25 protein-coding genes are annotated in these 24,575 nt (G+C 55.4%); 6 read left to right on the top strand and 19 right to left on the bottom strand.

Annotated features, from left to right (window positions below; translation table 11 throughout):
- Nucleotides 1–55 precede the first annotated feature (55 nt).
- The 8 genes from AC5TBW_RS18665 to AC5TBW_RS18700 form a co-directional block, all read right to left on the bottom strand.
- On the bottom strand, nucleotides 56–901 hold the full coding sequence (locus AC5TBW_RS18665; RefSeq protein WP_495509992.1) for a universal stress protein: 846 nt from the start codon (nucleotides 899–901) through the stop codon (nucleotides 56–58).
- A gap of 110 nt (nucleotides 902–1,011) precedes the next feature.
- Nucleotides 1,012–1,842 carry a bifunctional hydroxymethylpyrimidine kinase/phosphomethylpyrimidine kinase gene (gene thiD / locus AC5TBW_RS18670; protein ID WP_495509993.1) on the bottom strand — a complete coding sequence of 277 codons (831 nt, stop codon included), beginning with the start codon at nucleotides 1,840–1,842 and terminating at the stop codon, nucleotides 1,012–1,014.
- Nucleotides 1,843–1,973: 131 nt separating this feature from the next.
- A complete protein-coding gene (locus AC5TBW_RS18675; RefSeq protein WP_495509994.1) occupies nucleotides 1,974–3,086 on the bottom strand; it encodes a TRAP transporter substrate-binding protein in 1,113 nt (370 codons plus the stop codon).
- Between the two features lie 188 nt (nucleotides 3,087–3,274).
- Complete coding sequence (locus tag AC5TBW_RS18680) at nucleotides 3,275–4,678, bottom strand: TRAP transporter large permease (protein WP_495509995.1); 1,404 nt, start codon at nucleotides 4,676–4,678, stop codon at nucleotides 3,275–3,277.
- Complete coding sequence (locus tag AC5TBW_RS18685) at nucleotides 4,678–5,238, bottom strand: TRAP transporter small permease subunit (protein ID WP_495509996.1); 561 nt, start codon at nucleotides 5,236–5,238, stop codon at nucleotides 4,678–4,680. Before AC5TBW_RS18685 ends, AC5TBW_RS18680 begins: the two co-directional genes overlap by 1 nt.
- 103 nt (nucleotides 5,239–5,341) lie before the next feature.
- A complete protein-coding gene (locus AC5TBW_RS18690) occupies nucleotides 5,342–6,178 on the bottom strand; it encodes an endonuclease/exonuclease/phosphatase family protein (protein WP_495509997.1) in 837 nt (278 codons plus the stop codon).
- A 2-nt stretch (nucleotides 6,179–6,180) separates the two neighbouring features.
- Entirely contained in the window at nucleotides 6,181–6,813 is a 633-nt protein-coding gene (locus AC5TBW_RS18695; RefSeq protein WP_495511991.1) for a thiol:disulfide interchange protein DsbA/DsbL, read from the bottom strand.
- Between the two features lie 130 nt (nucleotides 6,814–6,943).
- Nucleotides 6,944–7,573, bottom strand: a complete 630-nt coding sequence (locus tag AC5TBW_RS18700) for a c-type cytochrome (protein WP_495509998.1) — start codon at nucleotides 7,571–7,573, stop codon at nucleotides 6,944–6,946.
- A 365-nt stretch (nucleotides 7,574–7,938) separates the two neighbouring features.
- Between AC5TBW_RS18700 and yihA the strand changes: the two genes are divergently transcribed.
- Nucleotides 7,939–8,577: a ribosome biogenesis GTP-binding protein YihA/YsxC gene (yihA, locus tag AC5TBW_RS18705; protein WP_495509999.1), complete on the top strand. Its 639-nt coding sequence runs from the start codon at nucleotides 7,939–7,941 to the stop codon at nucleotides 8,575–8,577.
- On the opposite strand, the gene AC5TBW_RS18710 is transcribed toward yihA, so the two are convergent.
- The 8 genes from AC5TBW_RS18710 to AC5TBW_RS18745 form a co-directional block, all read right to left on the bottom strand.
- A complete protein-coding gene (locus tag AC5TBW_RS18710) occupies nucleotides 8,550–9,326 on the bottom strand; it encodes an HAD family hydrolase (protein ID WP_495510000.1) in 777 nt (258 codons plus the stop codon). The two genes, yihA and AC5TBW_RS18710, sit on opposite strands and share 28 nt — an antisense overlap.
- A gap of 14 nt (nucleotides 9,327–9,340) precedes the next feature.
- Nucleotides 9,341–10,255 carry a tyrosine recombinase XerC gene (locus AC5TBW_RS18715; RefSeq protein WP_495510001.1) on the bottom strand — a complete coding sequence of 305 codons (915 nt, stop codon included), beginning with the start codon at nucleotides 10,253–10,255 and terminating at the stop codon, nucleotides 9,341–9,343.
- A 19-nt stretch (nucleotides 10,256–10,274) separates the two neighbouring features.
- Nucleotides 10,275–10,985: a DUF484 family protein gene (locus AC5TBW_RS18720; protein WP_495510002.1), complete on the bottom strand. Its 711-nt coding sequence runs from the start codon at nucleotides 10,983–10,985 to the stop codon at nucleotides 10,275–10,277.
- Between the two features lie 16 nt (nucleotides 10,986–11,001).
- Entirely contained in the window at nucleotides 11,002–11,835 is an 834-nt protein-coding gene (gene dapF / locus AC5TBW_RS18725) for a diaminopimelate epimerase (protein WP_495510003.1), read from the bottom strand.
- A complete protein-coding gene (lysA, locus tag AC5TBW_RS18730) occupies nucleotides 11,835–13,106 on the bottom strand; it encodes a diaminopimelate decarboxylase (protein WP_495510004.1) in 1,272 nt (423 codons plus the stop codon). Before lysA ends, dapF begins: the two co-directional genes overlap by 1 nt.
- Before the next feature lie 46 nt (nucleotides 13,107–13,152).
- Nucleotides 13,153–13,284, bottom strand: coding sequence for an LPS translocon maturation chaperone LptM (gene lptM / locus AC5TBW_RS18735; RefSeq protein WP_007112308.1), 132 nt, complete (start codon nucleotides 13,282–13,284; stop codon nucleotides 13,153–13,155).
- Complete coding sequence (gene argH, locus AC5TBW_RS18740; RefSeq protein ID WP_495510005.1) at nucleotides 13,281–14,684, bottom strand: argininosuccinate lyase; 1,404 nt, start codon at nucleotides 14,682–14,684, stop codon at nucleotides 13,281–13,283. Before argH ends, lptM begins: the two co-directional genes overlap by 4 nt.
- Before the next feature lie 62 nt (nucleotides 14,685–14,746).
- Complete coding sequence (locus tag AC5TBW_RS18745) at nucleotides 14,747–17,530, bottom strand: bifunctional diguanylate cyclase/phosphodiesterase (protein WP_495510006.1); 2,784 nt, start codon at nucleotides 17,528–17,530, stop codon at nucleotides 14,747–14,749.
- 134 nt (nucleotides 17,531–17,664) lie between these two features.
- Between AC5TBW_RS18745 and hemC the strand changes: the two genes are divergently transcribed.
- Nucleotides 17,665–18,609 carry a hydroxymethylbilane synthase gene (gene hemC, locus AC5TBW_RS18750; RefSeq protein ID WP_495510007.1) on the top strand — a complete coding sequence of 315 codons (945 nt, stop codon included), beginning with the start codon at nucleotides 17,665–17,667 and terminating at the stop codon, nucleotides 18,607–18,609.
- The gene (locus AC5TBW_RS18755) at nucleotides 18,606–19,385 is read left to right on the top strand and encodes a uroporphyrinogen-III synthase (protein ID WP_495510008.1); all 780 of its coding nucleotides are present in this window, start codon (nucleotides 18,606–18,608) and stop codon (nucleotides 19,383–19,385) included. The genes hemC and AC5TBW_RS18755 overlap by 4 nt, the downstream gene beginning before the upstream one ends.
- 279 nt (nucleotides 19,386–19,664) lie before the next feature.
- On the opposite strand, the gene AC5TBW_RS18760 is transcribed toward AC5TBW_RS18755, so the two are convergent.
- Nucleotides 19,665–19,895: a hypothetical protein gene (locus AC5TBW_RS18760; protein ID WP_495510009.1), complete on the bottom strand. Its 231-nt coding sequence runs from the start codon at nucleotides 19,893–19,895 to the stop codon at nucleotides 19,665–19,667.
- A gap of 94 nt (nucleotides 19,896–19,989) precedes the next feature.
- Between AC5TBW_RS18760 and AC5TBW_RS18765 the strand changes: the two genes are divergently transcribed.
- Entirely contained in the window at nucleotides 19,990–20,994 is a 1,005-nt protein-coding gene (locus AC5TBW_RS18765; protein ID WP_495510010.1) for a uroporphyrinogen-III C-methyltransferase, read from the top strand.
- Nucleotides 20,991–22,268: a heme biosynthesis HemY N-terminal domain-containing protein gene (locus AC5TBW_RS18770; RefSeq protein WP_495510011.1), complete on the top strand. Its 1,278-nt coding sequence runs from the start codon at nucleotides 20,991–20,993 to the stop codon at nucleotides 22,266–22,268. The genes AC5TBW_RS18765 and AC5TBW_RS18770 overlap by 4 nt, the downstream gene beginning before the upstream one ends.
- A 106-nt stretch (nucleotides 22,269–22,374) precedes the next feature.
- Here the strand turns inward: AC5TBW_RS18770 and mscL are convergent, their stop codons facing one another.
- Nucleotides 22,375–22,890, bottom strand: a complete 516-nt coding sequence (gene mscL / locus AC5TBW_RS18775) for a large-conductance mechanosensitive channel protein MscL (protein WP_495510012.1) — start codon at nucleotides 22,888–22,890, stop codon at nucleotides 22,375–22,377.
- Between the two features lie 141 nt (nucleotides 22,891–23,031).
- On the bottom strand, nucleotides 23,032–23,475 hold the full coding sequence (locus AC5TBW_RS18780) for a universal stress protein (protein WP_495510013.1): 444 nt from the start codon (nucleotides 23,473–23,475) through the stop codon (nucleotides 23,032–23,034).
- A 195-nt stretch (nucleotides 23,476–23,670) separates the two neighbouring features.
- Between AC5TBW_RS18780 and AC5TBW_RS18785 the strand changes: the two genes are divergently transcribed.
- Nucleotides 23,671–24,573, top strand: coding sequence for a LysR family transcriptional regulator (locus AC5TBW_RS18785; RefSeq protein ID WP_035563502.1), 903 nt, complete (start codon nucleotides 23,671–23,673; stop codon nucleotides 24,571–24,573).
- The last annotated feature ends 2 nt before the right edge of the window (nucleotides 24,574–24,575 follow it).

Raw genomic sequence — 24,575 nt, forward strand, 5'->3', positions numbered from 1 at the left:
TAAAGGTTTCGTACAATAACCAGCCAATTCCTACAGCCATTTTAATTGCGGCTGTCTACCAAGCGCGGCAGAGCATTAGATCGCAGTGCGGTTCGCACAGCAGCATCTCGGCTAGGTTACTCGTATGATGTGGCTGCCCACGGCTGCCGATCATAATGAGATCGGGGGAGTGGCGCTTCATATACGCCTGCAGCACATCACAGGGCCTACCTTGCTCTAGCACCAGCTCAACATCGGGCACGCCGTCTAGTTCGCGCATGAGGCTATCGACTTCAGTGGTTAATTGTTCGCGCAGGCGCAGAACTTCATGATCACGCCAGTGGGCGTAATAGGCTTGCGAACCCAATTCGCGTTCGCCGGGCAGCGTCCAGGCATGTAGCAGAGTAAGCGTCGCTTCGGGAAAGCGAATCAGCGCCTCTTTTAAGGTGTGACGCGCGGTGAGCGAAAAATCGATCGGCACCAGAATATGCTGCCAGGGCTGGGTGGGTTGGTAGGATGCCACCACCACCGGGCAAGGGGCACTTCGCAGCACACGCATCACCGTAGTGCCCGCCAGCAGGTCTTTTTGCCCCCGCTTGCGATGCATGCCCAGCACAATCAGCTCAGCATTGCGCTCGTGAGCTTCGCGAACGATCTCGATGTGGGGCGAACCGGTCACAGTTTGGATCAGCGTTTTTGGCGCCTCTAAGGCGTAGTCTTCGCGTAGATCGGTCAGCGTGGTCGTGATGTCATCTACCACGGCGCTCTCGACGTCAAGCAACACACGCCGCGGAAGATAGGGGTCCAACACGTGCAGTACGTCCAGCTGAACCCCATGGGCATAGGCTAAACGCAGCGCCCGAGCAAAAGCGGCGCGATTATCTGCGGAAAGATCAGTGGCAAACAGAATGGTGCGAGGCATGGCGAAACGCTCCTCGGCTGAGCAGCTCAGCCTTACAAGCCGTTAAGCAAACACTCCTCAGCATGGTGCGCAATGCCCATTCGCGCAAGCTGATGATTCCCCTGCCGCGCTTACCACCAAGCATGAAAGTGATGGACAGGGCCGCGCCCTTTGCCCACGTTCAAGCGCACACTGGCTTCCAGCGCAGCATGCAACCAACGTTTGGCATCACCAATGGCCGCCACCGGCGCATCAGGGCCGGAATGCTCTGGCAACTTCGCCAGGCAGGCGGCGATCGCAGAGGAGAGCGCACAGCCGGTACCGTGCAAATTGTCGGTATCGATGCGCGAAGCGGGCAACCACTCATGGCCGCTGGGGGTTGCCAGCAGGTCTGGACAGGTGGCCCCGCGTAAATGTCCGCCTTTCAACACTACGTAGGGGGCGCCCAACTGCGTTAACCCAGGGAGCATCGCCTCCATCTCGTCGAGGCTATTGGGCGATGGCGAATCAAGCAGTACCGCGGCCTCCGGCAGATTGGGGGTAATCACATCGGCGAGCGGCACCAAAATATCGCGCACGGCGTGAATTCCGGCATCATCGACCAGAATATCGCCGCTTTTGGCGACCATCACAGGGTCGAGCACAATCCAGCGTGGACGACGCTGGCACAGCACGTCGGCGATCACCTCCGCGACTTCACGGCTCGCCACCATGCCGATTTTGACCGCGTCTATCGCCACATCATCCAGCAAGTGTTCCAACTGCTCGCGTATTGCTTGAGGCGAGACGGGATACACTGCGGCCACCCTGCAGGTATTCTGGGCAATCACCGCGGTAATCACGTTGGTGCCGTAAACGCCAAGAGCTGAAAAGGTTTTCAAATCACCCTGTAGACCAGCGCCGCCGGACGGATCGGAGCCCGCGATGGTAAGCACATTGCGAAGGCGAGAATCGGTAGACATGGGGCTCCTTGAGGGTAATAACATCATGTCTTCCTAGGATACCCAAGCTGTGCGCTTTGTGCTGCTTAAAACATGCATGCACTGGCACAAAAAAGCCGCCCGAAGGCGGCTCTCTGATCCCATACAGCAGACTACTCGGCCGTGTCACCTTCTGGATTACGGGCGTTATAATAAGCCTGCTCGGAGATGGCGTGGTAATCCTCGACCTTGTCCTGGAATGCGCGGTAGGAGTCGTAGATCCGCGTGGCCAGTTCACTCGATGCGGCCAATTCGCCTACTACGTCAGCCGAATACTCGCGAGCCTGGGCGAGTACATCGTCGGGGATGCGGCGTAGCTCAACATCATGCTCGTTGACAAGGGTTTCCAGCGCATCGTTGTTACGCGCAGTGTACTCATCCAGCACGCTTTGGTTGATATCACTAATGGCGGTACGCAGGATCGCCTGCAGATCCGCTGGCAGCTCTGCCCAGGCCTCTTCGTTGACGATGGCCTCGAACATGACCGTCGGCTCGTGCCAGCCTGGATAGTAGTAATAGTCGGCCGCTTGATGCAGGCCAAACGCCAAGTCGTTATAGGGGCCAATCCACTCAGTGGCATCAATCGCGCCGGACTGTAGCGAGGTAAAGATCTCGCCGCCTGGCATGTTGACAATGGCCACTCCCATACGACTCATTACTTCGCCACCCAGGCCAGGCATGCGCATTTTGAGACCGTCAAGATCAGCAACTGAGTTGATCTCTTTGTTATACCAGCCGCCCATCTGCACGCCTGAGGCGCCCGCGACCATGACGTCAACGCCGAAATCGTCGTAAAGCTCGTTCCACAGCTCCATACCACCGCCATAGCTTAGCCAGGCGTTCATTTCTTGGGCGTTCATACCAAACGGCACCGCGGCAAAGAACTGTGCGGCAGGCGCTTTACCCTTCCAGTAGTAAGAAGCGGAGTGACCGAGCTCAGCAGTGCCCTCGGACACCGCGTCAAACACCTCAAACCCCGGCACCAATTGTCCAGCACCGAAAACTTCTATGGTTAAGCGACCATCCGACATTTCATCGACCAGCTGCGATAGGCGCTCAGGGCCTTGGCCAACGCCAGGGAAGTTCTTAGGCCAGGAGGTCACCATTTTCCAACGGAACTCGTCCTCTTGGGCCTGGGCTTGATTATCAAAGCTTGATACCACCAGCAAACTGGCGGAAAGAGCGGTCGTCATCGCAATGGCGACGGGGAGTGTTTTGGCTTTCATACGATAACCCTCTTACTTTCTATTATTACTATTATGAGTAGGGAGTGCTCCGCCTAGCATAGAACACTAGGCGGTTTACTACATACAGGCCATTGATGGCTATTTACTGCTTTTTAATTAGGTTGCCACATATACCCGTTGATTACAGCGTTGATAACGGACATGTTTTTCAACCGACTCCTCGTTTACTAAAACTGGCCGGGAAGCCATGTTGCTAACTGTGGGAAGAAGCTCAACATCAGCAACATACCCAGCTGCATTAAGATAAACGGGATAACGCCACGGTAAATAGCCGAGGTAGATACAGACGGCGGCGCTACGCCACGGAGATAGAACAGCGCGAAGCCGAACGGGGGCGTTAAGAACGACGTTTGCAGGTTAATCGCGATCATGATGCCCAGCCAAATAGGATCAAGGCCCATGGCAAGCAAGATCGGGCCGACAATGGGCACCACCACAAAGGTAATTTCGATAAAGTCGAGAATAAAGCCGAGCAAGAAGATCACCAGCATAACGATGACCGTCGCGCCGATCACCCCACCAGGCATCGTCTCGAATAGTTCGGTCACCATGTGTTCGCCGCCGTAGGCACGAAACACCAGGGAAAACAGCGCAGCGCCGATCAGGATCAAGAACACCATGGTGGTCACGTGCGTAGTCGAGCGCAGCACGTCTTTCAACGTCGCCCAGTCGAGCTGACGATAGGCTAGCGCCAACACCAGGGCACCAAAAGCGCCTACCGCAGAAGCTTCTGTAGGCGTGGCAAAGCCGCTCAGAATCGAGCCCAGTACCGCCACAATCAGTACTATGGGGGGCACCAGTCCTTTCAGCAGCAGCATGCCAACCCCAGAGGTGTGACCAAGCTCGGCCATTAACTCTTCACGATCGGCGGCAGGCGCCATATGCGGACGCAGCCACGCCACCAGGGCGACATACATCATATACATCACCACTAGCAGCAGCCCGGGCACCAGCGCCCCCATAAACAGATCGCCCACCGAGACGGTTTTAGGACTGAAAATCCCCATGTCCAATTGTGCTTGTTGATACGCCGAAGAAAGCACATCACCCAGCAGCACCAGAGCAATGGAAGGTGGAATAATTTGTCCCAACGTGCCGGTAGCACAGATAGTGCCGGTTGCCAGCGACGTGCTGTAACCCCGCTTTAACATGGTAGGTAGTGACATCAGCCCCATGGTGACCACGGTGGCCCCCACAATACCGGTAGAGGCTGCCATCAACATGCCCACCAGCGTCACCGAGATACCCAGCCCACCGCGCAGGGAGCCAAACAGCAGAGCCATGGCATCTAACAGCGTCTCAGCCACTTTGGATTTTTCCAGCAAGACGCCCATTAATACGAATAGCGGCACCGCCAACAATGTTTGGTTGGTCATAATGCCATAGAGCCGGTTGGGCAACGCGGCGAGATAGCCGCTATCAAAGTTGGCGTCTATGCCAATGGCTTCAAGGCCTAGCCCCATCCCGGCAAAAAGTAGCGCCGTGCCCGCCAGCGAGAGCGCCACAGGAAAGCCGAACATCAAAACAATACAGATAACGGCAAACAAAATAATCGGCATAAATTCCAGCATCAAACACGCTCCTCAAGATGGTTGCCACCGGCAGCAGACGGCACTATTCGGCCGGCCAACACGTAGCCATTGCGCACAATCTCAACCACACCTTGCGCGATCATCAACACGGCAAACAGCGGTATTAAGGTTTTCAGTGCGTATACGGCCGGAATACCACCGTAGTCTGAGGAGGTTTCAAGAATGCGCCAGGAGTTGGCAACGTAGCCCAGGCTGGAAGCAATGATAAAGACCATGACGGGAATCAATAGGGTAATAATACCCACAACATTGATTAACGCTTGGCGGCGCGGGGTCATTCCCCGGTAGAAGATATCCACCCGCACATGGCCGTCATGGCGAAAGGTATAGGCTGCAGCGAGCATAAACACACTCGCGTGCATATACATCACCAGCTCTTGCATGAAGATGCTGTTCACACTAAAGGCATAACGAAGCAGTACAATCGCGAACTGAATCAACATCATGATGATGATCAGCCACGCAAGGGTACGCCCGAACCACTCTGAAACGCGGTCCAGCGCACCGATAAACGCAGGTAGTTGTGTTGTGTCCGACATGGAAGTGTCTCGCGTAAAACGGCTAAGGAGGAGTCAGCGCCCCAGACAATAGCGCATATACGCGGACAATGCAGCGCCCTCAATCGGCAAGAGCCGTGAATTCTTAAACGCTTGAACGAATAGCTGCTAAACAAGCCTCTGGAAGGGGTAGGTCAACAGCAATGGGTAGGTGGTCAGAAAACAGATGATCTAATACCCGCACTTCGGCAACCTCCAACGACTGCGACAGCAGGATATGATCCAGCGCTTGGCGCGGCTGCCAGGAAGGGTAGCTGAGCAGGGGTTTGACCGGGTGCAGCGGTAGCGACGCATTGAAGCGCTCGTGAGCATGCAGTTGGTCAGGTGTGCAGTTAAGATCGCCCATCACCACCACATGACGCAGTGGCTGGATAATCTCACTTAAATAGTTAAGCTGCCGAACGCGCCCGCGATGGCTAAGTGCAAGGTGGGCAACAAATATATGCAGTGCATCCGCCCCCTCACCAAAGCGGGCATGAATAGCGCCACGGCCGGGCATAGTGCCAGGCAAGCGGTGCTCTTCTATTTGGCTAGGCGCCAAACGCGACAGCAAACCGTTGCTATGCTGGGCGATGCGCCCCAAGTTACGATTGAGCTGCTGCACATGGTGGGGAAACCCCGCCTTGGTAGCGAGATACTCCACTTGATTAACGCGGCTTGAGCGGAAACTGCCGCCATCCACCTCTTGCAGCCCCACTATGTCGAACTTGCTAAGCACATCGCCCATTACATCCAGACGCTGCTGACGACGCGGGTGAGGAAGCAGATGCTGCCAGCTGCGGGTAAGATAGTGATGATACGCCGACGTCTGGATACCCACCTGCAGGTTAAACGTCAGTAACCGCAGGTGACCATCTTCAAGCAGTTTAGAGCCAGCGCCGCTTATCGCTGCCTCATCACGCTCTCTCGCTTCACGTAACACGGTTATTCTGCGCGCTCAGCACGCACCTGCTCAATAAGCGAATTGGCAACTTTCGGCATGTTTTCCAAGCTTCCTGCCGAGCTTGGTGAGACCACAAAACGGCCGTCGATCACCAGTGCCGGCACGCCCATCAACTTCATTTGACGCATGCGATTGTTAGCACTATTCACTTCGCTGCGGACACTGAAGTCGGCTAGCGCCTGCTTGGCTTCTTCCTCGCTAACACCATAGTTGGCGAAGAAGGCAGCAATCTCATCAGGTTCAGTGAGAGACTGATTTTCCTGGTGAATGGCGTTAAAGAAGTCGGCGTGTAGATCCTCTTCGATACCCAGCGATTCAGCCGCATAAAACGCTGTGGCGTGGGTATTCCAGTCGCCGCCCATGGTGGCAGGCATTTTGACGACACTAACGTCATCTTCCAGGGTCTCGTACCACTCGTTAACCGGCGTTTGCAGCCGGTAGCAGTGCGGGCAGCCAAACCAAAATACTTCAGTGACTTCAATTTGCCCGTCTTCAACCTGGGTTTCTACCGGTGACTCAAGCAGCTCATAGTCCTGGCCCTCAACCACTTCCTGGGCACTCACCGCCGCTGAAAGCCCCAAACCAGCTACCGCAATCATTAGTGTTTTGAACATCGCGCGCGTTTTAAACATTATGTAAGTTTCTCCATGGGTTAGCGAAGACTGAGACCGTGGATACATGAGCGGGTTCCCTCACCTGACACACATCGCCAAATGAGGGAACCGAACGGCATAAGGAAATATTTTAATATAGGCCTAATACATAGTTAGCCACTGCTTCCATGTCGTTGTCGCTCATTTTTGACGCGATATCACCCATGATGTTGTTAGGGCTATTGTTACGATCGCCTGATGCAAATGCCTGCAGCGTTGAAACCGTGTACTGAGCGTGCTGCCCGGACAGGCCTGGGTATACGGCACTACCGATACCTACACCGGTCGGCGTGTGGCAGGCAGAACAAGCAGGAATACCCTTGGAGATATCACCAGCGCGGTAAATCTCTTCACCACGAGCCAGTAACTCAGCGTCTTCGTCGTTGGTCTGCCCTAAATTGGCGTCTTGGCGCGCAAAATGTGCTGCCACGTCCCAGGCGTCCTGGTCGGAGAAGTCATCCACTTGTCCCGCCATTTGGGGAACCATGCGATTGCCGTCGCGAATATCCATAATCTGTTTTGCCAGATATGACATTTGCTGCCCCGCCAGGTTAGGGAAAGCACCCGATGGGCTAATACCCTGCTGCCCATGACAGGCGGCGCAGGTTTGGGCCATTTCCTGGCCAGCAGATGCGTCAGCATCGGCTTGATAGTCCGTTTGAGCGTGGGCGGTGCCAACGGCGCCCATGGTAATTGCTAGGCTTGCCAGTAACTTTCTCATTGCTCTTCCACTATGCCGTTTTATGTTTGACTGGTACGCACCCTGGGCGCTTCCCAGGCTCCACAAATTACCAGGGTTAGCTCCGCCAAAACGAACAACGTGTCGCGTTGGTCGCTGCCGGCTAGAGGGCGATGGTACACTAGCGCCCCAGGTCGCAGATATAAACCGCTTGCATTATAACGAATCACCCCTGCGGCGGGAATGCAAGTCCCAGTCTGCTTTAGGGGTAATTCGTCGCGGTACTGCTCCCTCTTCTCTATCATACGTCGCTATCAAGCGGTCTACTTTACGCGATGGTGAAGCGATAATGGCGTGTTAGTACGCTGAGCAGGCCGTTTTTATGTTCGTTTTTCAGGATCAAGTCCATGACTACCCCCCATGATAGCCCAGTCCCTCGGCTGAACTACCCGACGGCAAGTTTTATTATCAGCGCCCCCACCCTGGCTCTGTGCCCGGATGATACCGGCGCTGAAGTCGCTTTCGCCGGGCGTTCTAACGCGGGAAAATCCAGCGCTATCAATGCTTTGACGCAACAAAATGCATTGGCACGCACCTCGCGTACGCCGGGCCGCACCCAGCTGATCAATTTTTTCAGCGTTATGAACGATGAGTCGCGACGTTTGGTCGATCTACCCGGCTACGGCTACGCCAAGGTACCGGAGGCGGTTAAATTAGAGTGGCAGAAACACTTAGCCGAGTACCTGCGCAACCGCTTTAGTCTTCGCGGTTTAGTACTGCTAATGGACGTGCGCCACCCGCTCACCGAGTTCGATCAAATGATGCTCGATTATGCCGACCAGCGCGGAATGCCGGTGCATATTTTGCTTACAAAAGCCGATAAGCTGAAAAGAGGGCCCGCCAGCGCTGCGCTGCAGCAAGTTCGGTCGCGTCTGAAAGAGTGGGAAGACTTAGTCTCCGTACAGCTATTCTCGTCGCTTAAGCGCGACGGCGTCGATACCTTGTCGCAGAAACTAAATCAGTGGCTGTATACACCGCCTGAATGATGCTGCTGCTCTAGTGCCTCTTTTTCTATCGTATCAAGCACGCGGGGCAAGTCTTTAATATGGGCAATGCGGTGAACCCGAGGGGGTAGCGCTTGATCCTCCGTTGCAGAAATCCAAACGGCATGCATACCCAACTGCTGTGCGGGCAACACATCCTCCTGCCACGAATCTCCCACATGCATCGCATATTCGGGTGCCACATTTAAACGCGAAAGTGCGGTCAGGAACGGAGTGGGATCAGGTTTAGGCGCTAACAACTCGCCTGCTGCAATGGCCACCGGAAAGTAGGCCGCCAGCGGCTGACGCGCCAAATGGATATTGCCGTTGGTAATGGCTGCCAGTTGATAACGCTCGGCCAGTGCTGACAGCAAACCGGCAGCTTCCGGATGGGGCGTGACCTGTACGCGCAGGCGGTGAAACTCATTCATCGCCGCTGCTGCCCAAAGCAGCGCGGCACTGCGGGGCAGCCCGGCTGCTTCCAGCTGAGCTTCAAGGGCGCGCGAACGCAGCCAAGTGAAGTCGCCACGCCGTTCAGGCACCTGCTTGGCTAACTGTTGACGACGCTGAAGGTAATCGCGCCCGCCACCTTCGTGGGTTAGCGCCAAGACAGGCTCCTGGCGTGCCGTGCGCCAAGCCTCAAGTGCTTCCAATAGCCAGCGATAGTGCCCCTCCTCGGTGCGTGCCATCACCCCATGATTATCCCAAAGCGTGTCATCCAAATCGAAGGTAATCGCCTTCAGCATCGTCATGGTTTACTCCTGGGCTATTTGTTTCTGTTGTCGCCGTTTATGGGACTGGGGCTTCTTTTCGCACGGGGATGGGCGGCATCGTAGCTGGTCGCAAGATGCTGCCAGTCGAGCCGGGTATAGATTTGCGTCGTCGAGAGATTGGCGTGGCCCAATAATTCTTGCACGGCGCGCAGATCCTGACTCGACTCCAGTAGGTGGCTGGCAAAGGAGTGGCGCAATCGGTGGGGGTGAAGATGCTCGGGTAGGCCACGAGCTACCGACAACTGCGCTAAGCGCTTTTGAATGGCGCGATGACCTAACCGTGTCCCGCGCTGCCCCACAAATAGCGCAAGCTCCCCCGTTGGCGCGAGTGCTGAGCGGCACCCCAGCCACTCGGCCAGCGCCTGTTGAGCGCGACGCCCCACGGGCACTTGGCGCGGCTTACCCCCTTTGCCAATGACTCTTACCCGGCTATTTTGCAAATCACCCAGGTCAAGCGCCGCCAGCTCCGCTAAACGCAGGCCGCTGGAGTAAAACAGCTCAAGAATGGCCTGATCCCGCGCACCCAACGGTGAGCCATCGTGGGGAGTATCGAGAAAACGCGCCAGGGCGTCGACATCCACCGGGCGTGGCAAATGGCTAGGCTGTTTGGGCGTGCGCAAAAGCCCCACCGGGTTATCAATCAACACACCCTGTTTGACCAGATAATCCGCGAACCTGGAAAGCGCCGCCCGGCGCCGGGCAAGGCTTCTAGGCGCTAAACCGCGGCTACGCTCCGAGCCTAGAAAAGCGCGCAGAAGCGCCGTGTCTAGCGCCGCGGGGTCGGTCACCTCACGGCGGTCAGTAAACACGCACAGCGCGGTTAAATCATGCCGATAAGCCTCTACGGTGGCAGGGCTAGCATGGGACGCCAGCGCGGCTAGAAAGGCCTCGACACGCTTGACTATCATTGTTTTCCCCAGCGCTGCCTCAACCATGATCGCCGAGGCGCACCAATAGACGCGCGACGATATCACCCAAGTACTCGGTGAATAGCGTGTCCATGCTGGCGCGATAGGCGTCAGGACTGGGGCTGGCCAGCAGCAGATAGCCCAACGGATCACCCGCGGAGAGGCGTGAAATAGCGCAGGAACCCGCTTTACGCGGCGCTTTCACGTGAGGTAGCAAGCACTTCCAGTCACTGACGCTGAGCTTAACGCAGCGGCTGGTGCGGCCATCCAACAGCGCCGTTAGGCGTGCACTAGCGTGTTGATCCAGCACATGACGCGGCGGCTGGGGCGGCGTTGGCTCACTGTCGCTTAACGTCGCCGGGCACCACAGTGCCATGGCAGGGGTTTCAAAGCGCTCGCTCAATTGGGTGGCCAACGCTTGCGCCAGCGCATCGCGGTCTTGAGCTTCCACCAGCGCGATGAGCGTTTCCCGCAGCCGTCGGTACTGGGACTCGTTATGGCGGGCGGTTTCCAGCAAGTGCTCTAAACGGCCTTCCGCGGTTTCCGCACGCTTACGCAGATCAAAGACCAGGCGCTCTAACAGCGATACCGCCCCGTCGATGTTCGGATGGGGCACCTGCAGCTGTTGCAAAAGCCCTTCACGACCGACGAAAAAATCGGGATGACGCGCCAGCCAGAACGCCACTTGATCAGGATCGAGCGTTTTGCGGGGTTCAGGGGCTTGTGACATCGCCGTTCTCCTCGAATTAATTAAGGGCTACGCGGCCATCGAAGACGCGTGTAGCCGGTCCCACCATCGTCAGTGGCCCTTCAGGGTCGGGCCACTCAATGCTGAGTTCTCCACCGGGCAAGTGAACTTTCACAGGGCTTTTTAAAAGCCCCTGACGAATACCGCTGGCCACCGCCGCACAGGCACCCGTGCCACAAGCAAGCGTTTCACCGCTACCACGCTCATACACGCGCAAGCGTATTTCGCTAGGTGAGAGTACCTGCATAAAGCCCACGTTAACACGCTTAGGAAAACGAGGATGCGCTTCTACCAACGGCCCAAGGCGTTCCACCGGGGCGCTATCAACGCTCTCAACCTGCAGCACCGCATGGGGATTGCCCATGGAGACCACGCCGATCTGCAGCGTTTCATCACCCACTTGTAGCTGATGTAAGGGTTGATCCCCCGGAGCTTCGAACGGCAGCGCCAGCGGACTAAACCGCGGACGGCCCATGTCCACTCGCACCATGCCATCGAGCTGCACGGTCAACACCAACGGGCCTCCAGCGGTTTCTACGTGGATTTCATGCTTGTGAGTTAGCCGCTGATCGCGAACGAAGCGGGCAAAACAGCGCGCCCCATTGCCACAGTTTTCCACTTCGCTGCCGTCGGCATTATAAATGCGGTAGCGAAAATCCATCTCGGGATCACGGGGTGGCTCGACGACCAACAGCTGGTCAAAGCCAATGCCGAAACGCCGATCTGCCAGTGCACGAATTTGGGCCTCGTCCAGCCGGGCGCGCTGAGTAACGAGATCCACTACGACAAAGTCATTGCCCAGGCCATGCATTTTGGTGAAGTGTAAAAGCATCAGCGCCCCCTTTCGGGCAGCAGTGCTTCACCCGCCCAAAGACTGGCAACGGTTTCCCGCGCGCGCACCACATAGCAGCTGTCACCATCGACCATCAACTCGGCGGCACGAGGACGACTGTTGTAGTTTGACGCCATGACAAAGCCGTAGGCTCCCGCCGAGCGCACCGCCAGAAGATCCCCTTCGGCAATTGCCAGCTCGCGCTCTTTGCCTAAAAAGTCACCGGTTTCACACACCGGGCCTACTACGTCGTAAAGGTCACTTTTCCGCGCTTGGCGAGTATCCACCGGTACAATCGCTTGCCAGGCTTGATACAGCGCCGGGCGAATCAGATCGTTCATGGCCGCATCGACAATAGCGAAGTTCTTGGTCTCACCAGGCTTGAGAAACTCTACCCGAGTGAGCATGACGCCCGCATTAGCGGCGATGGAACGGCCAGGCTCAAACAGCAGCGTAAGCGCTTCACCGCCTTCCCAGCGGGATAGCCGCGCCAACAGCTGGCTGGCGTAATCGAACGGCTGGGGTGGCTTTTCATCGCGGTAAGGCACGCCCAAACCACCGCCCAAATCGAGATGCTCGATTTCGATGCCGCGTTCACGCAGGCGCTCCATGAGCATCAGCAAGCGATCAAGGGCATCCAGAAAAGGGGCCGTTTCGGTGAGCTGTGAACCAATGTGACAATCGAGCCCCTTCACCTTCAGATTGGGCAGATTAGCCGCTAGTTCGTAAACCTCCAGCGCTTCATCCACCGGGATGCCGAACTTATTGTCCTTCAAACCGGTAGAGATATACGGGTGGCTTCCCGCGTCCACATCCGGGTTCACTCGCAGTGATACCGGGGCAATTTTCCCCAGCTCCCCTGCAACGCGATTCAGGCGCTCAAGTTCCGGGCGCGACTCAACGTTAAAGCACTTAATGCCCACTTCCAGCGCCCGAGCCATTTCGTGGGCCTGCTTGGCAACGCCTGAAAACACCACTTTGGCCGGATCACCGCCTGCTTTAAGTACCCGCTCAAGCTCGCCGATGGAGACAATATCAAACCCCGCGCCCAGCTTGGCTAAAAGGCCGAGCACCGCCAGATTAGAGTTGGCTTTCACCGCGTAGCAAATCAGATGCGGATGGCCGCCCAGCGCTTCGGTATAGGCGCGAAAGTGACGCTCAAAAGTAGCTTTTGAGTAGACGTAGCAAGGCGTGCCGTGCTCGTCGGCAATCCGCGACAGCGGCACGTCTTCGGCGTACAGCACGCCATCGCGGTAATTAAAATAGTCCATGGTGCTCTCCCCTTATTATGAACCTGCGTCCTGGGCCTGCAGCAATCTATTCAGACGGCTGGGCAGGTTGCTCGTCAGCGGGTGCATCTTCCGGCAGATAAAGCGGCCCTTTTTGCCCACAGCCTGCCAATCCGGTTAACAGCAACACCGTAAGGGTCATGATGGCCAACGTTTTCATGCGCCCGCCTTGAGCGCGACCAACGCCTCGCGCGCTCGCTGGGCAGCCGCCCGCACTTGATTTGGCGCCGTGCCGCCAATGTGATTACGGGCAGCTACCGAGCCTTCCAGGGTTAACACCTCGAATACGTCCTGCTCGATGGTATCGGAGAACTGTTTGAGCTCATCAAGGCTCATTTCAGAGAGATCTTTTTCAGTTTTGAGGCCATAGGCCACCGACTGGCCTACGATCTCGTGAGCATCGCGAAAGGCCACGCCTTTGCGTACCAGGTAGTCGGCCAAGTCCGTCGCGGTAGAGAAACCTCGCCGCGCCGCTTCATACATACTGGCTTTTTTGGGTTCAATGGCAGGCACCATATCGGCGAATGCTTTTAAGCAGTCGCGCACGGTATCCACGGCATCAAACAGCGGCTCTTTATCTTCCTGGTTATCTTTGTTGTAGGCCAATGGCTGCGACTTCATCAGCGTTAGCAGCGCCATCAGGTGGCCGTACACGCGACCAGTTTTGCCCCGCACCAGCTCGGGGACGTCAGGGTTTTTCTTCTGCGGCATGATGGATGAACCGGTGCAGAAGCGGTCGGGCAAGTCGATAAAGTTGAACTGGGCGCTGGTCCATAGCACTAGCTCTTCGCTCATGCGCGACAGATGCATTAATAGAATGCTGGCGAAGCTGGTAAATTCAATCGCAAAGTCACGATCTGAAACCGCATCCAGAGAATTTTCCGCAGGACGGTCAAAGCCCAAGAGCTCTGCGGTCACGTGGCGATCAATTGGATAGGTGGTCCCAGCCAGTGCGGCGGCACCCAGCGGCATCACGTTAACGCGCTTGCGGCAGTCCAGCAGGCGCTCGTGGTCCCGGGCCAGCATCTCTTGCCAGGCCAACATATGATGACCAAAGGTGACCGGCTGAGCGGTTTGTAGGTGGGTAAAACCCGGCATGATGGTGTCGGCTTCACGGTCAGCCAACTCAATCATGCCTTCGCGCAGACGCTTCAATTCCACTTCGATAACGTCGATCTCATCGCGCATAAACAGGCGAATATCGGTGGCCACCTGATCGTTACGCGAACGCCCGGTGTGCAGCTTCTTGCCGGTAATGCCAATTTTATCGGTCAGCCGCGCTTCAATGTTCATGTGCACATCTTCAAGCGGCACCGACCAGTTAAATTCGCCGCGTTCGATCTCGCCCTGAATTTCGTTCAGGCCGTTGATAATCGCATCGCGCTCGTCGTCGGTCAGCACCCCCACCCGGGCCAGCATGGTGGCGTGGGCAATGGAGCCCTGAATATCCTGACGCGCTAGGCGCTGGTCAAAATTCACTGACGCGGTGAAACGTGCGACAAAGGCATCGGTGGGCTCGCTAAAGCGACCGCCCCAAGACTGATTCGTAGCTTGGCTCATCGAAGGTATATCCTGCTGACAAAACAAAGGAGTCGTTGCCGAAAGTGTACCAGAGTCGTCGGTCAGCGAGCAGTAAACGCAGGCGGGAAGTTCAGAAACGCACAGAGGTCGTGGAGGGGCATAGGACGAGCAAAGTAGTAGCCCTGAAAATAGTCACACTTGCGCTGTTCAAGATAGGTAAACTGCTCCGCCGTTTCCACCCCTTCAACGAGCACTTCTAGCCCCATTTTACCTGCCATGGCAACCACGCCATCGATAATGGCCGCATCATGTTTATCGGTGATTACATCGCGCACAAAGGAGCGATCAATCTTGATTTTGTTAATCGGCAGACGCTTTAAATAGCTCAGGCTAGAGAAGCCAGTGCCAAAATCATCCAGGGCGATATGAACACCTAGGCCTCGCAAATCCTGCAGCGCTTGAATGGCTTGCTCCGTGCTGTCCATCAGCACACCTTCGGTAAGCTCCAGCTCCAGTAAAGCAGGCGCTAAGCCACTATTAGCCAGCACCTGCTCAATGGAGGCCAGAAAACCCGGCCGCTGAAACTGCATGGGTGAAATATTGACGGCCATGGTGATGGGGCCAACTCCTATGGCATTAAGCCGGTAGGCGTCTCGGCAGGCGGTAGCCAGCACCCAATCGCTGATCGGCATAATTTGTCCGGTATCTTCTGCAAGGCTGATGAAATCAGATGGCGGAATATTACCTCGCTGCGGGTGCTGCCAGCGAATCAATGCCTCGACACCGACAACGCGACCGCTCGGTGCATGAACCTGGGGTTGGTAATAAAGCTCAAATTGCTGCTTTTCGATAGCCTGCTGCAGTGCGCTGCGCAGACTCACGCGTTCACTGACCTTGCGGTTTAGGTCTTCGGTATACCAATGGTAGGTATTGCGCCCTCGGCGCTTGGCCTTATACATAGCCAAATCCGCTTGCTGTATAAGCTGGTGAGGGTTCTTCATGCTTCCATCATTCATGGCAATGCCGATACTGGCGGTAATTCGTAGCTCGCTGCCACGGTACCAGTAAGGTGGTGAAAGCCGCTGCAGAACTCGCTCGACCACTTGTATCACATCGTTTTCATGGGCTAAGTCGGGCAGCAACACAACGAACTCGTCACTACCAAATCGCGCCACGGTGTCCCAGGGACGCAGCTCTTCTTCAAGGCGCTTGGCAACTTCAATCAAGATAAAGTCGCCTACATCGTGACCCAGAGTATCGTTAATGGGTTTGAAATCATCCAGATCGATAAACAGAACGGCGATAAAACGCTTGTAACGGCGCGCCACCACGCACCCCTGCTCCAGGCGCTGGCCAAGCATTACACGATTAGGCAGCCCGGTAAGGGCATCATGATTGGCGTTATAAGTGAGTTGGGCCTGATACTCACGCTGCTCAGACACATCGTTCTGCACACCCAAATAATGGGTAACAACCCCTGTCTCATCGCGCACAGGGGATATATAGAGGTCATTCCAAAAAGTCGAACCATCACGCCGATAATTACGAATCACTACGTGTATTTCACGCTGTTCGGCAACCCCTTCTTTTAACAACTTAACGGTGGCGGGGTCGGTGTCTTCGCCTTGTAGAAATCGGCAGTTGCGGCCCAACGCTTGGTCGCGTGAATAGCCCGTAATACGTTCGAAAGCGCTATTCACGTAAACCATCGGCAGATCGTTACTCTGGGCATCAACGATAATGACCCCGTTGGTGCTTGATTCTACGCTGCGCTCTAACAGTTTGAGTTGGTGCTCACTCGCTTTGCGATCGCTAATATTACGGAAATAGACCGTAAGACCTTCAATTGAAGGATAGGCATGCACTTCAACCCACAACTCCAACCGCGGATTAAAGGCCTCAAAATGTACTGCCTTTTGTTGATTAATAGCGCGTTGATATTCCTCGTCAAAGCGGCTGCCTTTTCCATCGGGGAAGCTCTGCCAAATATGCTGGCCTAACAGCTCACTCTTACGGCGCTTCAACATTCGCTCCGCTTCGCGATTAACGTAGGTGAAGCACCAGTGGGTATCTAAGGTAAAAAAACCATCGGTGATACTATCAAGAGTAATGGTGAGTCGTTGTGCAAGCTGGGTGATATTTTCACGCAACATCTTTTGCTCGGTAATATCCTGCGTCGAGCCCTGCACCTGAATAATCTTTCCGTCTTCATCACGAACCGCTTTGCCAATCACTCGCACCCAGATGGGCTTGCCTAGGTACGTGATCATTTCTAGCTCTTCGTCAAAACTCGTCCCTTTTTCGCAGCAGGCGACGAACACTTCGTGGATACGTGGCTGAGAAGAAGATGTGTAAAATTCAATCGCTTGGGTAATGGTGGGTTGGAAACCTGGGGGCAGGCCATGGATACGGCAAACCTCATTCGACCAATTTGGCTGGCCCACTGCCATATCCATGTACCAACCACCAATAAGAGCAGTTTCGCCCGCAATTTGAAACAGCCGCTGATTGCTCAATAACTGCGCCTGTGCCAATTTCTGCTGCGTCACCTCGCGGGCAATAATATAAATAATATCACCACCGGCGCTCGCGGTTATTTCAAGCCAATGTGTCTCACCGGATACTGATAGTGCGCGCACCTCAAAAGCGGTAGTGATCTCCCCTCTATGCAGGCGTGCCATTGCCGCTTCAATCACAGGATGATCCTGCGGGTCCACCACGACACCGCAGAGACGCCCTACTAACGCATCTGCTGAATATCCCAACAGTGATTCGAAGGCTGGATTGACTTGCAGCAGTACCCCCTCAAAATCCAGGCAACAGAACAGATCCTGCGAAAGCTGGAAAAACTGATCAAGCTGGCCATGGGGTAATACTGTATTCATAAGGCTTCCTAGGAAACTAATGGGTTCCATATAGGGCCCGCATTAACTCCGTTATTTTTACTGTGGCGCTCGGTGCTTTATGATGACACCTATCATAGCTTGACTCGCCGTGTCTGCGGTATAGGGAGAATAACGTGCTATCAATCACCAAACTGCGCATTGCCACGCGTAAAAGTCAATTGGCCATGTGGCAGGCTGAGTACGTTCGCGACCGTTTAATGGCGGCACACAGTGGTCTTGAGGTCGAGCTTGTACCTTTATCCACCAAGGGCGATAAAATTCTCGACACGCCACTTTCAAAAATTGGCGGTAAGGGACTATTCGTTAAAGAGCTGGAAGACGCCATGCTGGATGGCCGCGCCGATATAGCGGTTCATTCCATGAAGGATGTGCCGATGCACTTTCCGGAAGGGCTGGGTTTGTCAGTCATCTTAGAGGGCGCTGACCCCACCGATGCTTTTGTATCTAACCACTACTCTAACATCAATGAGCTACCGGAAGGGGCTCGTATAGGTACAGCCAGCCTGCGCCGAGGGCTGCAAATGCGCGAAGCTCGCCCTGACCTGCAAATTCTTAATCTGCGCGGTAACGTGCAAACGCGGCTTGCCAAATTAGACGCGGGCGAGTTCGATGCCATCATTCTGGCGACCTCTGGCTTAAAACGCTTGGGTTTGAATGAGCGGATTGCCCAGGCGCTGCCGCCAGAAGTGTGCTTGCCCGCCTGTGGGCAAGGTGCGTTAGGCATTGAGTGCCGCTTGCATGACCCGGAGCTCATTGCCTTGCTGGCGCCGTTAGATGACGCCGATACCGCAACCCGCGTGCGCGCCGAAAGGGCCATGAACACGCGCTTAGAGGGCGGCTGCCAAGTCCCTATTGCGGGTCACGCAGTGCTGGATATTGAAAATGAAACTCTGTGGCTACGCGGCTTAGTTGGCAACCCGGAGGGCACTGAGGTGCTGCGCGCTGAAGGTCGTGGCTCAATGCATGAGCCTGAAGCACTGGGCATTCGTATTGCCGAAGAGCTACTCGACCAGGGCGCTGGCGATATTTTGGCTGAGGTTTACGGCCGCGAAATATGAGCCAACCGGTACTGATCTGCCGCCCCGGCGAACGCGGTGAAGCGCTCGCCGCAGCGCTTCGCGAAAGGGGCGAGAGCGTTGAATCTCTTGATGTGATGCAACTCGAAGCATTGCCTGAAGATCCCGCGATGCGCCGTATATGGCTAGATATTGATCAGTACCATAAGATAATTGTTATCAGCCCGTTTGCCGCCGTCTGCTTAGATGAGGCGCTGGATCGTTTTTGGCCTCAACTGCCGGTGGGAATTGACTACTATAGTGTCGGGAGTGCTACCGCGAGCACGCTTTATGACCGGCTGGGGGTCCGCGTGCATGTGCCTTCGCCCACGGCGGGTGAAGATACCAGCGAAGCTCTGCTTGCGCTTGCCTCATTGCAGCAGTTAAACGACCAGCGTGTTTTACTGGTAGCAGGAGAGGGTGGCCGCCCACTGCTCGCTGAAAAACTGGCTGAACGGGGAGCAAAGGTGACTCGCGTTGCCGTGTATCGACGCCGCTTTCACCCCCTTGCACCGGCTCAGCAAACGCGCCTTTTTTCGGGTGATTACCGGGCGTTGATCGTCACCAGCAGCGAACTGCTGGAACATCTGGCAAAATGGTGCAATGAAGCGGCCTTGAACCAACCGCTAATCGTTTCCAGTCGCCGTTTGGCTACACTGGCTGGCATACTGGGTTTTTGTGACCTCAAGGTGGCGTCCGGAGCAACGCCGGCTGCGTTGATAGCGGCGTTGGAGACCTGCGACCCACAGGGTGCCGATGTCGATCAAGGAACTTACTAAGGGCTAGCGACAGATGAGCAAACAAGTAAATGATCAGGACGATGTACAACCGACGTCCGCCGATGCCTCTCACGGTGTCCACACGACGACCGACAAGGTGACTCCCACCACCGACGCGACTGAGCCAGGCACGACGCCTACCTCGCAGAGCTCAGCGACGCCGCCTCAAAGTGGCGCTAAAAATAGTCGTTCGCGGCGGCGTGGCAAGGGATCCTCTAATACGGGCTCAACGGCAGCTAGCACCTCAGCGACAAGCCCCCCAGAAAAAAGCACGTCAGATCAAAGCCCCGCGGCGGCAGGCACCTCCCAGACGAGCACTAAACCGGCAGGCGTAACGTCCGCGAATACCAGTACCTCCAGCACGGCTAAAGACAGTACTAGCACGACCTCGTCGACGCCGAGCCCGTCGGCATCCAGCCCTTCAGGCACTTCTTCAAGCACCCCTGCAAGCTCCTCCCCTGCGGGCTCCTCGGCGTCAAAATCCACTTCAGATAAAGCTGGCAGTGGCACTCCGCCGCCGTCCAGTCATAAAAGCGGTGGCAGCGCGAGCAGTGGCGGTGGGAAAGGCAGTGGTGGAAAAAGCAGCGGCCTCGCCATTGCCCTGGTGCTTATACTGGCCATCGCCTTAGCGCTCGTGGCTTGGCAAGGCTGGCAACGCCTGGATAGTCAGCAGCAGCGCATTGAAGAACTAGCGCAACAGGCTGAAGGCAGCGCATCGCAACAAGCGGTTAGCGACCTGGAATCACGTTTAGACAGCGGTGAAGCAGAGCGCAATGCAGCGATTCAAGGCACCATGGATGAGCTGCGCGATGAATTTGCCAGCTACCGCAGTGATGTCGATGAAACATTGGGACAAGTGCTGGATCAGCTCTCTCAAGAGCAGGATACCGACGCGGGCGAGTGGTTGCATGCCGAAGCGGCTTACCTACTCCGCCTGGCTAACCAGCGCCTGCAGTTAGAGGGCGATGTTGAAGGTGCAGCCGCGCTACTGCGCACCGCCGATGCACGTCTTGTCGATGCTGACAACCCTGCACTAACACCGGTGCGCCGTGAGATTGCCAATGAGTTGGCGGCGCTTGACGCCGTGCCCCAGGTTGATCGCACCGGCCTCTACTTGGCGCTGAATGCGCAGCAGGAGCGCATTTCAGGCCTGCGCCTTTCGCAGGAAATTGAAGAGCGTGCGGTGACCTCTAGCATTGAACAGCCGCCTACCGGTACTTTCCAGCGCCAGCTAGCGCGCTTTGGTCAGGAGCTCAAAGATCTGGTGGTGATCCGCCATCACGATGAAGCGCTAGAAGCGTTGATAACGCCGGAGCAAGAGTCTTATCTGCGCCAAAGTCTGCGCTTGGTGCTAGAGCAGTCTCAGTTAGCGCTGCTCAACGAAGAGCAAGAGCTGTATGAAGCCAGTATCGATAAAGCCATTGAGCTTTTAAATGGCTACTACGACACCTCACGCGAAGAAGCGCAAAGTGTTATCACGCGTCTTCAAGAGCTTAAGCAAGCCCAGGTCAAACCGGAGCTGCCAGATATCAGCGCGTCACAGCAGGAGCTCGCCCGCTTTATCGAGAACCGCTATGAGACGCGTGGCCAAAGCGGAGGTGATGCATGAGAAAGCTTGTTCTCCTCATTGTCGCGGGCCTTGCCGTCGGCGCTCTGTTTGGGCACCTGATGATGTCGGTGCCCGGCTATTGGCTCATCCGGGTAGGTGACTCCTCCATCCAAACCTCGTTTTGGTTTGGCTTGGTGCTGCTCTTCGCTGCCTTTATTGTGCTGCACTTTGTCCTGCGCTTACTTAGCGGTATTATTCGCCCGATGGGGCGCTTTCGCAGCTGGAACAGCCGTGCCCGTAACCGTCGCGCCATGCAGCGCACCGTGCGTGGTTTGGTAGCGCTGACCGAAGGCCGTTGGAAAAAGGCGGAAAAAACCCTGATGAATGCCGCCGACGACTCCAGCACACCGTTGGTGAACTACCTCTCCGCAGCGTTGGCCGCGCATTACCAGGGCAACCACGCGAAATCCCAGGAGCACCTGAATCAGGCACAATTAACTACCGAAGGTGCCGATACGGCGGTAGGCTTGATGCAGGCGCAAATGATGATTGAGCGTCAGCAGCCAGAAGAGGCGCTGGCAATCCTCAACCGACTGGATAAGAAGCTCTCGAACCACCCGCAGGTGCTCAAACTGCTGAAACAGGTGCACTTGAGCGTCAACGATTGGGAAGGCCTACGGCGCTTGATTCCACGCCTAGCGGCGCAGAAGCTAATTACTCAGCAAGAGCGCGAGCAGTTGGAGTTTAAGGCTTACCGCGAGCTCATCGTGTTTGAAGCCCAAAACCCCACCAACATCGAGCGCGTGCGCGGCCTTTGGGCAGATATGCCCGATTACCTACGCGGCAATACTGAGTTAATCGTGCTCTACACCGAAGCGCTGATTCAAGCCAACGAAGAACCCATTGCCGAGCGTTTACTCAACCACTCGCTGGATAACCATTGGGACGCGCGTTTAGTAAAACGCTACGGCCTGCTGAATGTTGATGCAGGACGTCAGTTGGCTAAAGCGGAGAAGTGGCTGCAAGAACGCCCCAATGACCCCGAGCTACTGCTTGCCTGTGGCCGTCTCTCGTTGCGCACTGGCCAGTGGCAAAAGGCGCTTGAGTACTTCGAGGCCAGCCAACGTCAACGTCCCAATGGCGAAGTCTGCGCAGAACTTGCTCGCCTTTATGCAAGCCTTGGTGAGCATAATAAGAGCCAGCTTTACTACCGCCATAGCGTCGAAATGTTAGCCAAATCCCTGCCCTCGCTACCCCAACCCAGCGATGCTAGCGACAGCAAAAGCCCGGCTAATAAACGCACAGACAGCAAAACGATTAAGAAAAGAGCGTAACAACGCTGTTTGAAAAAACAAAAAGGGGCCGTCCATTGTGAACGGCCCCTTTTGCGTTGAGTTACTCTTTTAACTCTCATTTACAACTATCTCTTACCACTATCACTTACTTTGCAGTTGGCGCTGTAGAAGACGTCTCAATCGTTGTTTCAACACCCTCTGGCTTAGATAGTGTTGCGGTACAGTGGCCGCACCGCGTGGCTTTAATCGGCACCACCATCAAACAATAAGGACAAGGCTGCTCTGTTGGGCTCGCAGGCGCCACGGCCTCTTCACGCTTTAATCGGTTGATAGTGCGTACCAATAGAAACACCACGAAGGCGACAATCGTAAAGCTGACCACCGCATTGATAAACAGGCCCAGGTTTAGCGTTACCGCCCCTGCTGCCTGTGCATCCGCCAGCGTCGCATAAGGGCCATCCACCACCCCTTGACGCAACACAACAAACAGATTCGAAAAATCCACACCGCCCACCAACAAGCCAATCAGCGGGTTCAACACATCGGCCACCAGGCTCTGCACAATCAGCGTAAACGCCCCACCGATAATGATACCCACCGCCATATCGACTACGTTGCCTTTTACCGCAAACTCACGGAATTCCTGGAAAAATTTTGCCATTTCTTCGACATCCCTAACGTTTCGTTGTGACCCACACACATCCAATCAAAAGCATGGGCGACGGTGCGTTAGGCGGCAAGTAGTTTTATTGAGGGTGACAACTATATAAAGCGATATGCGGAAAGATATCGGCATCACTCTTTATTCACTCACCGTAACCACAGGACACCTGGCAGAGTGACCAACTTTGTGTGAGACGCTGCCAATCACCATTCCAGCCAAATCAGTCAGCCCTCGGCTTCCCATCACAATGGCATTTACATTATTAGTGTCGGCCATATCTATAATGGCGTGGGCTGGATCACCTTGTGTCAGTAACTCTTCAATTTTCTGAGCGCCCTCTTCCTGTGCAGAACTCGCCGCCTGTGCCAGTAGCTGTTTACCTACTTTCTCGCGCTCTGCCAGAGTAGAGTCAGCATCAATAGCACCAACGCCCCATACCAACTTGCTCGAACAGGCAAGCGTTTCAGGTACATGCAATAGGTAGAGCGTTGAACCTTCTCTATCAAGCAGTTTACAAGCCACTTTCAAGGCTTGTTTAGCGCTCTCAGAGCCGTCAATAGGAACTAAAATACGCACATACATGACTAGTTATCCCCTTGCATTACTAAAGTCGTAGTCAATATTTCGCTTCTAAACGCTTAAATACTGGTAGCGTTATAACGCTTGGTTAAGCTGGTTTAAAAGTTTTCTGTTTTAGTGAAGAGCATCGCCAGCTTGGTAGTAACCGAATAACAAAGCCAATATTGTTTAAGTAGCCGCTTATACCTTGGAGGTATTATGGAACTACGCCACCTGAGGTATTTTTGCGTTGTCGCTGAAGAGCTTAATTTTACCTGCGCGGCTGAACGGTTACATATGTCACAGCCACCACTTTCCCGCCAAATCAAGCAATTAGAGCAAGAAGTGGGTGCTGAGCTGTTTGAGCGAAGCTCAAGAGGATTGCGTTTAACGCCGCCTGGCGTCTTTTTTCAGCAGCACGCTCTGCAGATTTTAGAAAAAGTGGAAGTCACCATCGACGCCACTCGACACATGGCGCGTAGCAAACGTGCACTATTTGGCATTGGCTTTGTACCCTCCGTATTTTACGGACAGCTACCAATGCTCGTGCGTGACTTACGCCGTATGGATAATGTTGAGCTCTCACTGGCAGAGCTGACGACGGTACAACAAATTCAGGCGCTCAAAGCGGGTCGCATCGACATGGGCTTCGGACGCTTACGCATTGATGATCCCGACGTCGAGCAGGAAATTCTTTTCGATGAACCACTGATTGCCGCCCTTTCGAGCGGTCATCCATTAGAGGGCACTACCCCTACCTGCGAGGAGCTGGCTCGCTATCCACTCATTCTCTTTCCCGCTAAGCCACGCCCTAGCCTGGCAGACATGGTACTCGGCATTTTCCGCCGCCAAGGGCTAAAAGTGGAAGTGGTACAGGAGGCAAACGAAGTTCAGACGGCGCTAAGCCTTGTCGCCTCAGGTATCGGCATTACGTTGGTTCCTGAACAGGTTAAGCGCGTTCAACGGGATGGCATTGCCTACGTCGCATTGGCTGACAAGACAATAACCTCACCCGTTATCTGCAGTCGTCGGCGAGGAGAAAAACCCTCACCGCTGATGCAGGAAGCCAACGCTATTTTAGAAGTGCTCGTGGAGAACCGTCGCTCAGGCCGTTACCCTTGAAG

This window comes from Vreelandella sp. ssv (assembly GCF_059448525.1).

Bases quoted from the DNA above. Each gene is read 5' to 3' on its own strand.
- AC5TBW_RS18695 (WP_495511991.1), bottom strand. From the start codon at position 6,813: ATGTTCAAAACACTAATGATTGCGGTAGCTGGTTTGGGGCTTTCAGCG.
- AC5TBW_RS18745 (WP_495510006.1), bottom strand. From the start codon at position 17,530: ATGAATACAGTATTACCCCATGGCCAGCTTGATCAGTTTTTCCAGCTT.
- AC5TBW_RS18720 (WP_495510002.1), bottom strand. From the start codon at position 10,985: ATGTCACAAGCCCCTGAACCCCGCAAAACGCTCGATCCTGATCAAGTG.
- AC5TBW_RS18685 (WP_495509996.1), bottom strand. From the start codon at position 5,238: ATGTCGGACACAACACAACTACCTGCGTTTATCGGTGCGCTGGACCGC.
- AC5TBW_RS18755 (WP_495510008.1), top strand. From the start codon at position 18,606: ATGAGCCAACCGGTACTGATCTGCCGCCCCGGCGAACGCGGTGAAGCG.
- thiD (WP_495509993.1), bottom strand. From the start codon at position 1,842: ATGTCTACCGATTCTCGCCTTCGCAATGTGCTTACCATCGCGGGCTCC.
- AC5TBW_RS18675 (WP_495509994.1), bottom strand. From the start codon at position 3,086: ATGAAAGCCAAAACACTCCCCGTCGCCATTGCGATGACGACCGCTCTT.
- AC5TBW_RS18710 (WP_495510000.1), bottom strand. From the start codon at position 9,326: ATGACGATGCTGAAGGCGATTACCTTCGATTTGGATGACACGCTTTGG.
- AC5TBW_RS18665 (WP_495509992.1), bottom strand. From the start codon at position 901: ATGCCTCGCACCATTCTGTTTGCCACTGATCTTTCCGCAGATAATCGC.
- AC5TBW_RS18715 (WP_495510001.1), bottom strand. From the start codon at position 10,255: ATGATAGTCAAGCGTGTCGAGGCCTTTCTAGCCGCGCTGGCGTCCCAT.
- argH (WP_495510005.1), bottom strand. From the start codon at position 14,684: ATGAGCCAAGCTACGAATCAGTCTTGGGGCGGTCGCTTTAGCGAGCCC.
- AC5TBW_RS18700 (WP_495509998.1), bottom strand. From the start codon at position 7,573: ATGAGAAAGTTACTGGCAAGCCTAGCAATTACCATGGGCGCCGTTGGC.
- yihA (WP_495509999.1), top strand. From the start codon at position 7,939: ATGACTACCCCCCATGATAGCCCAGTCCCTCGGCTGAACTACCCGACG.
- lysA (WP_495510004.1), bottom strand. From the start codon at position 13,106: ATGGACTATTTTAATTACCGCGATGGCGTGCTGTACGCCGAAGACGTG.
- AC5TBW_RS18770 (WP_495510011.1), top strand. From the start codon at position 20,991: ATGAGAAAGCTTGTTCTCCTCATTGTCGCGGGCCTTGCCGTCGGCGCT.
- dapF (WP_495510003.1), bottom strand. From the start codon at position 11,835: ATGCTTTTACACTTCACCAAAATGCATGGCCTGGGCAATGACTTTGTC.
- AC5TBW_RS18780 (WP_495510013.1), bottom strand. From the start codon at position 23,475: ATGTATGTGCGTATTTTAGTTCCTATTGACGGCTCTGAGAGCGCTAAA.
- AC5TBW_RS18785 (WP_035563502.1), top strand. From the start codon at position 23,671: ATGGAACTACGCCACCTGAGGTATTTTTGCGTTGTCGCTGAAGAGCTT.
- mscL (WP_495510012.1), bottom strand. From the start codon at position 22,890: ATGGCAAAATTTTTCCAGGAATTCCGTGAGTTTGCGGTAAAAGGCAAC.
- lptM (WP_007112308.1), bottom strand. From the start codon at position 13,284: ATGAAAACGTTGGCCATCATGACCCTTACGGTGTTGCTGTTAACCGGA.
- AC5TBW_RS18680 (WP_495509995.1), bottom strand. From the start codon at position 4,678: ATGCTGGAATTTATGCCGATTATTTTGTTTGCCGTTATCTGTATTGTT.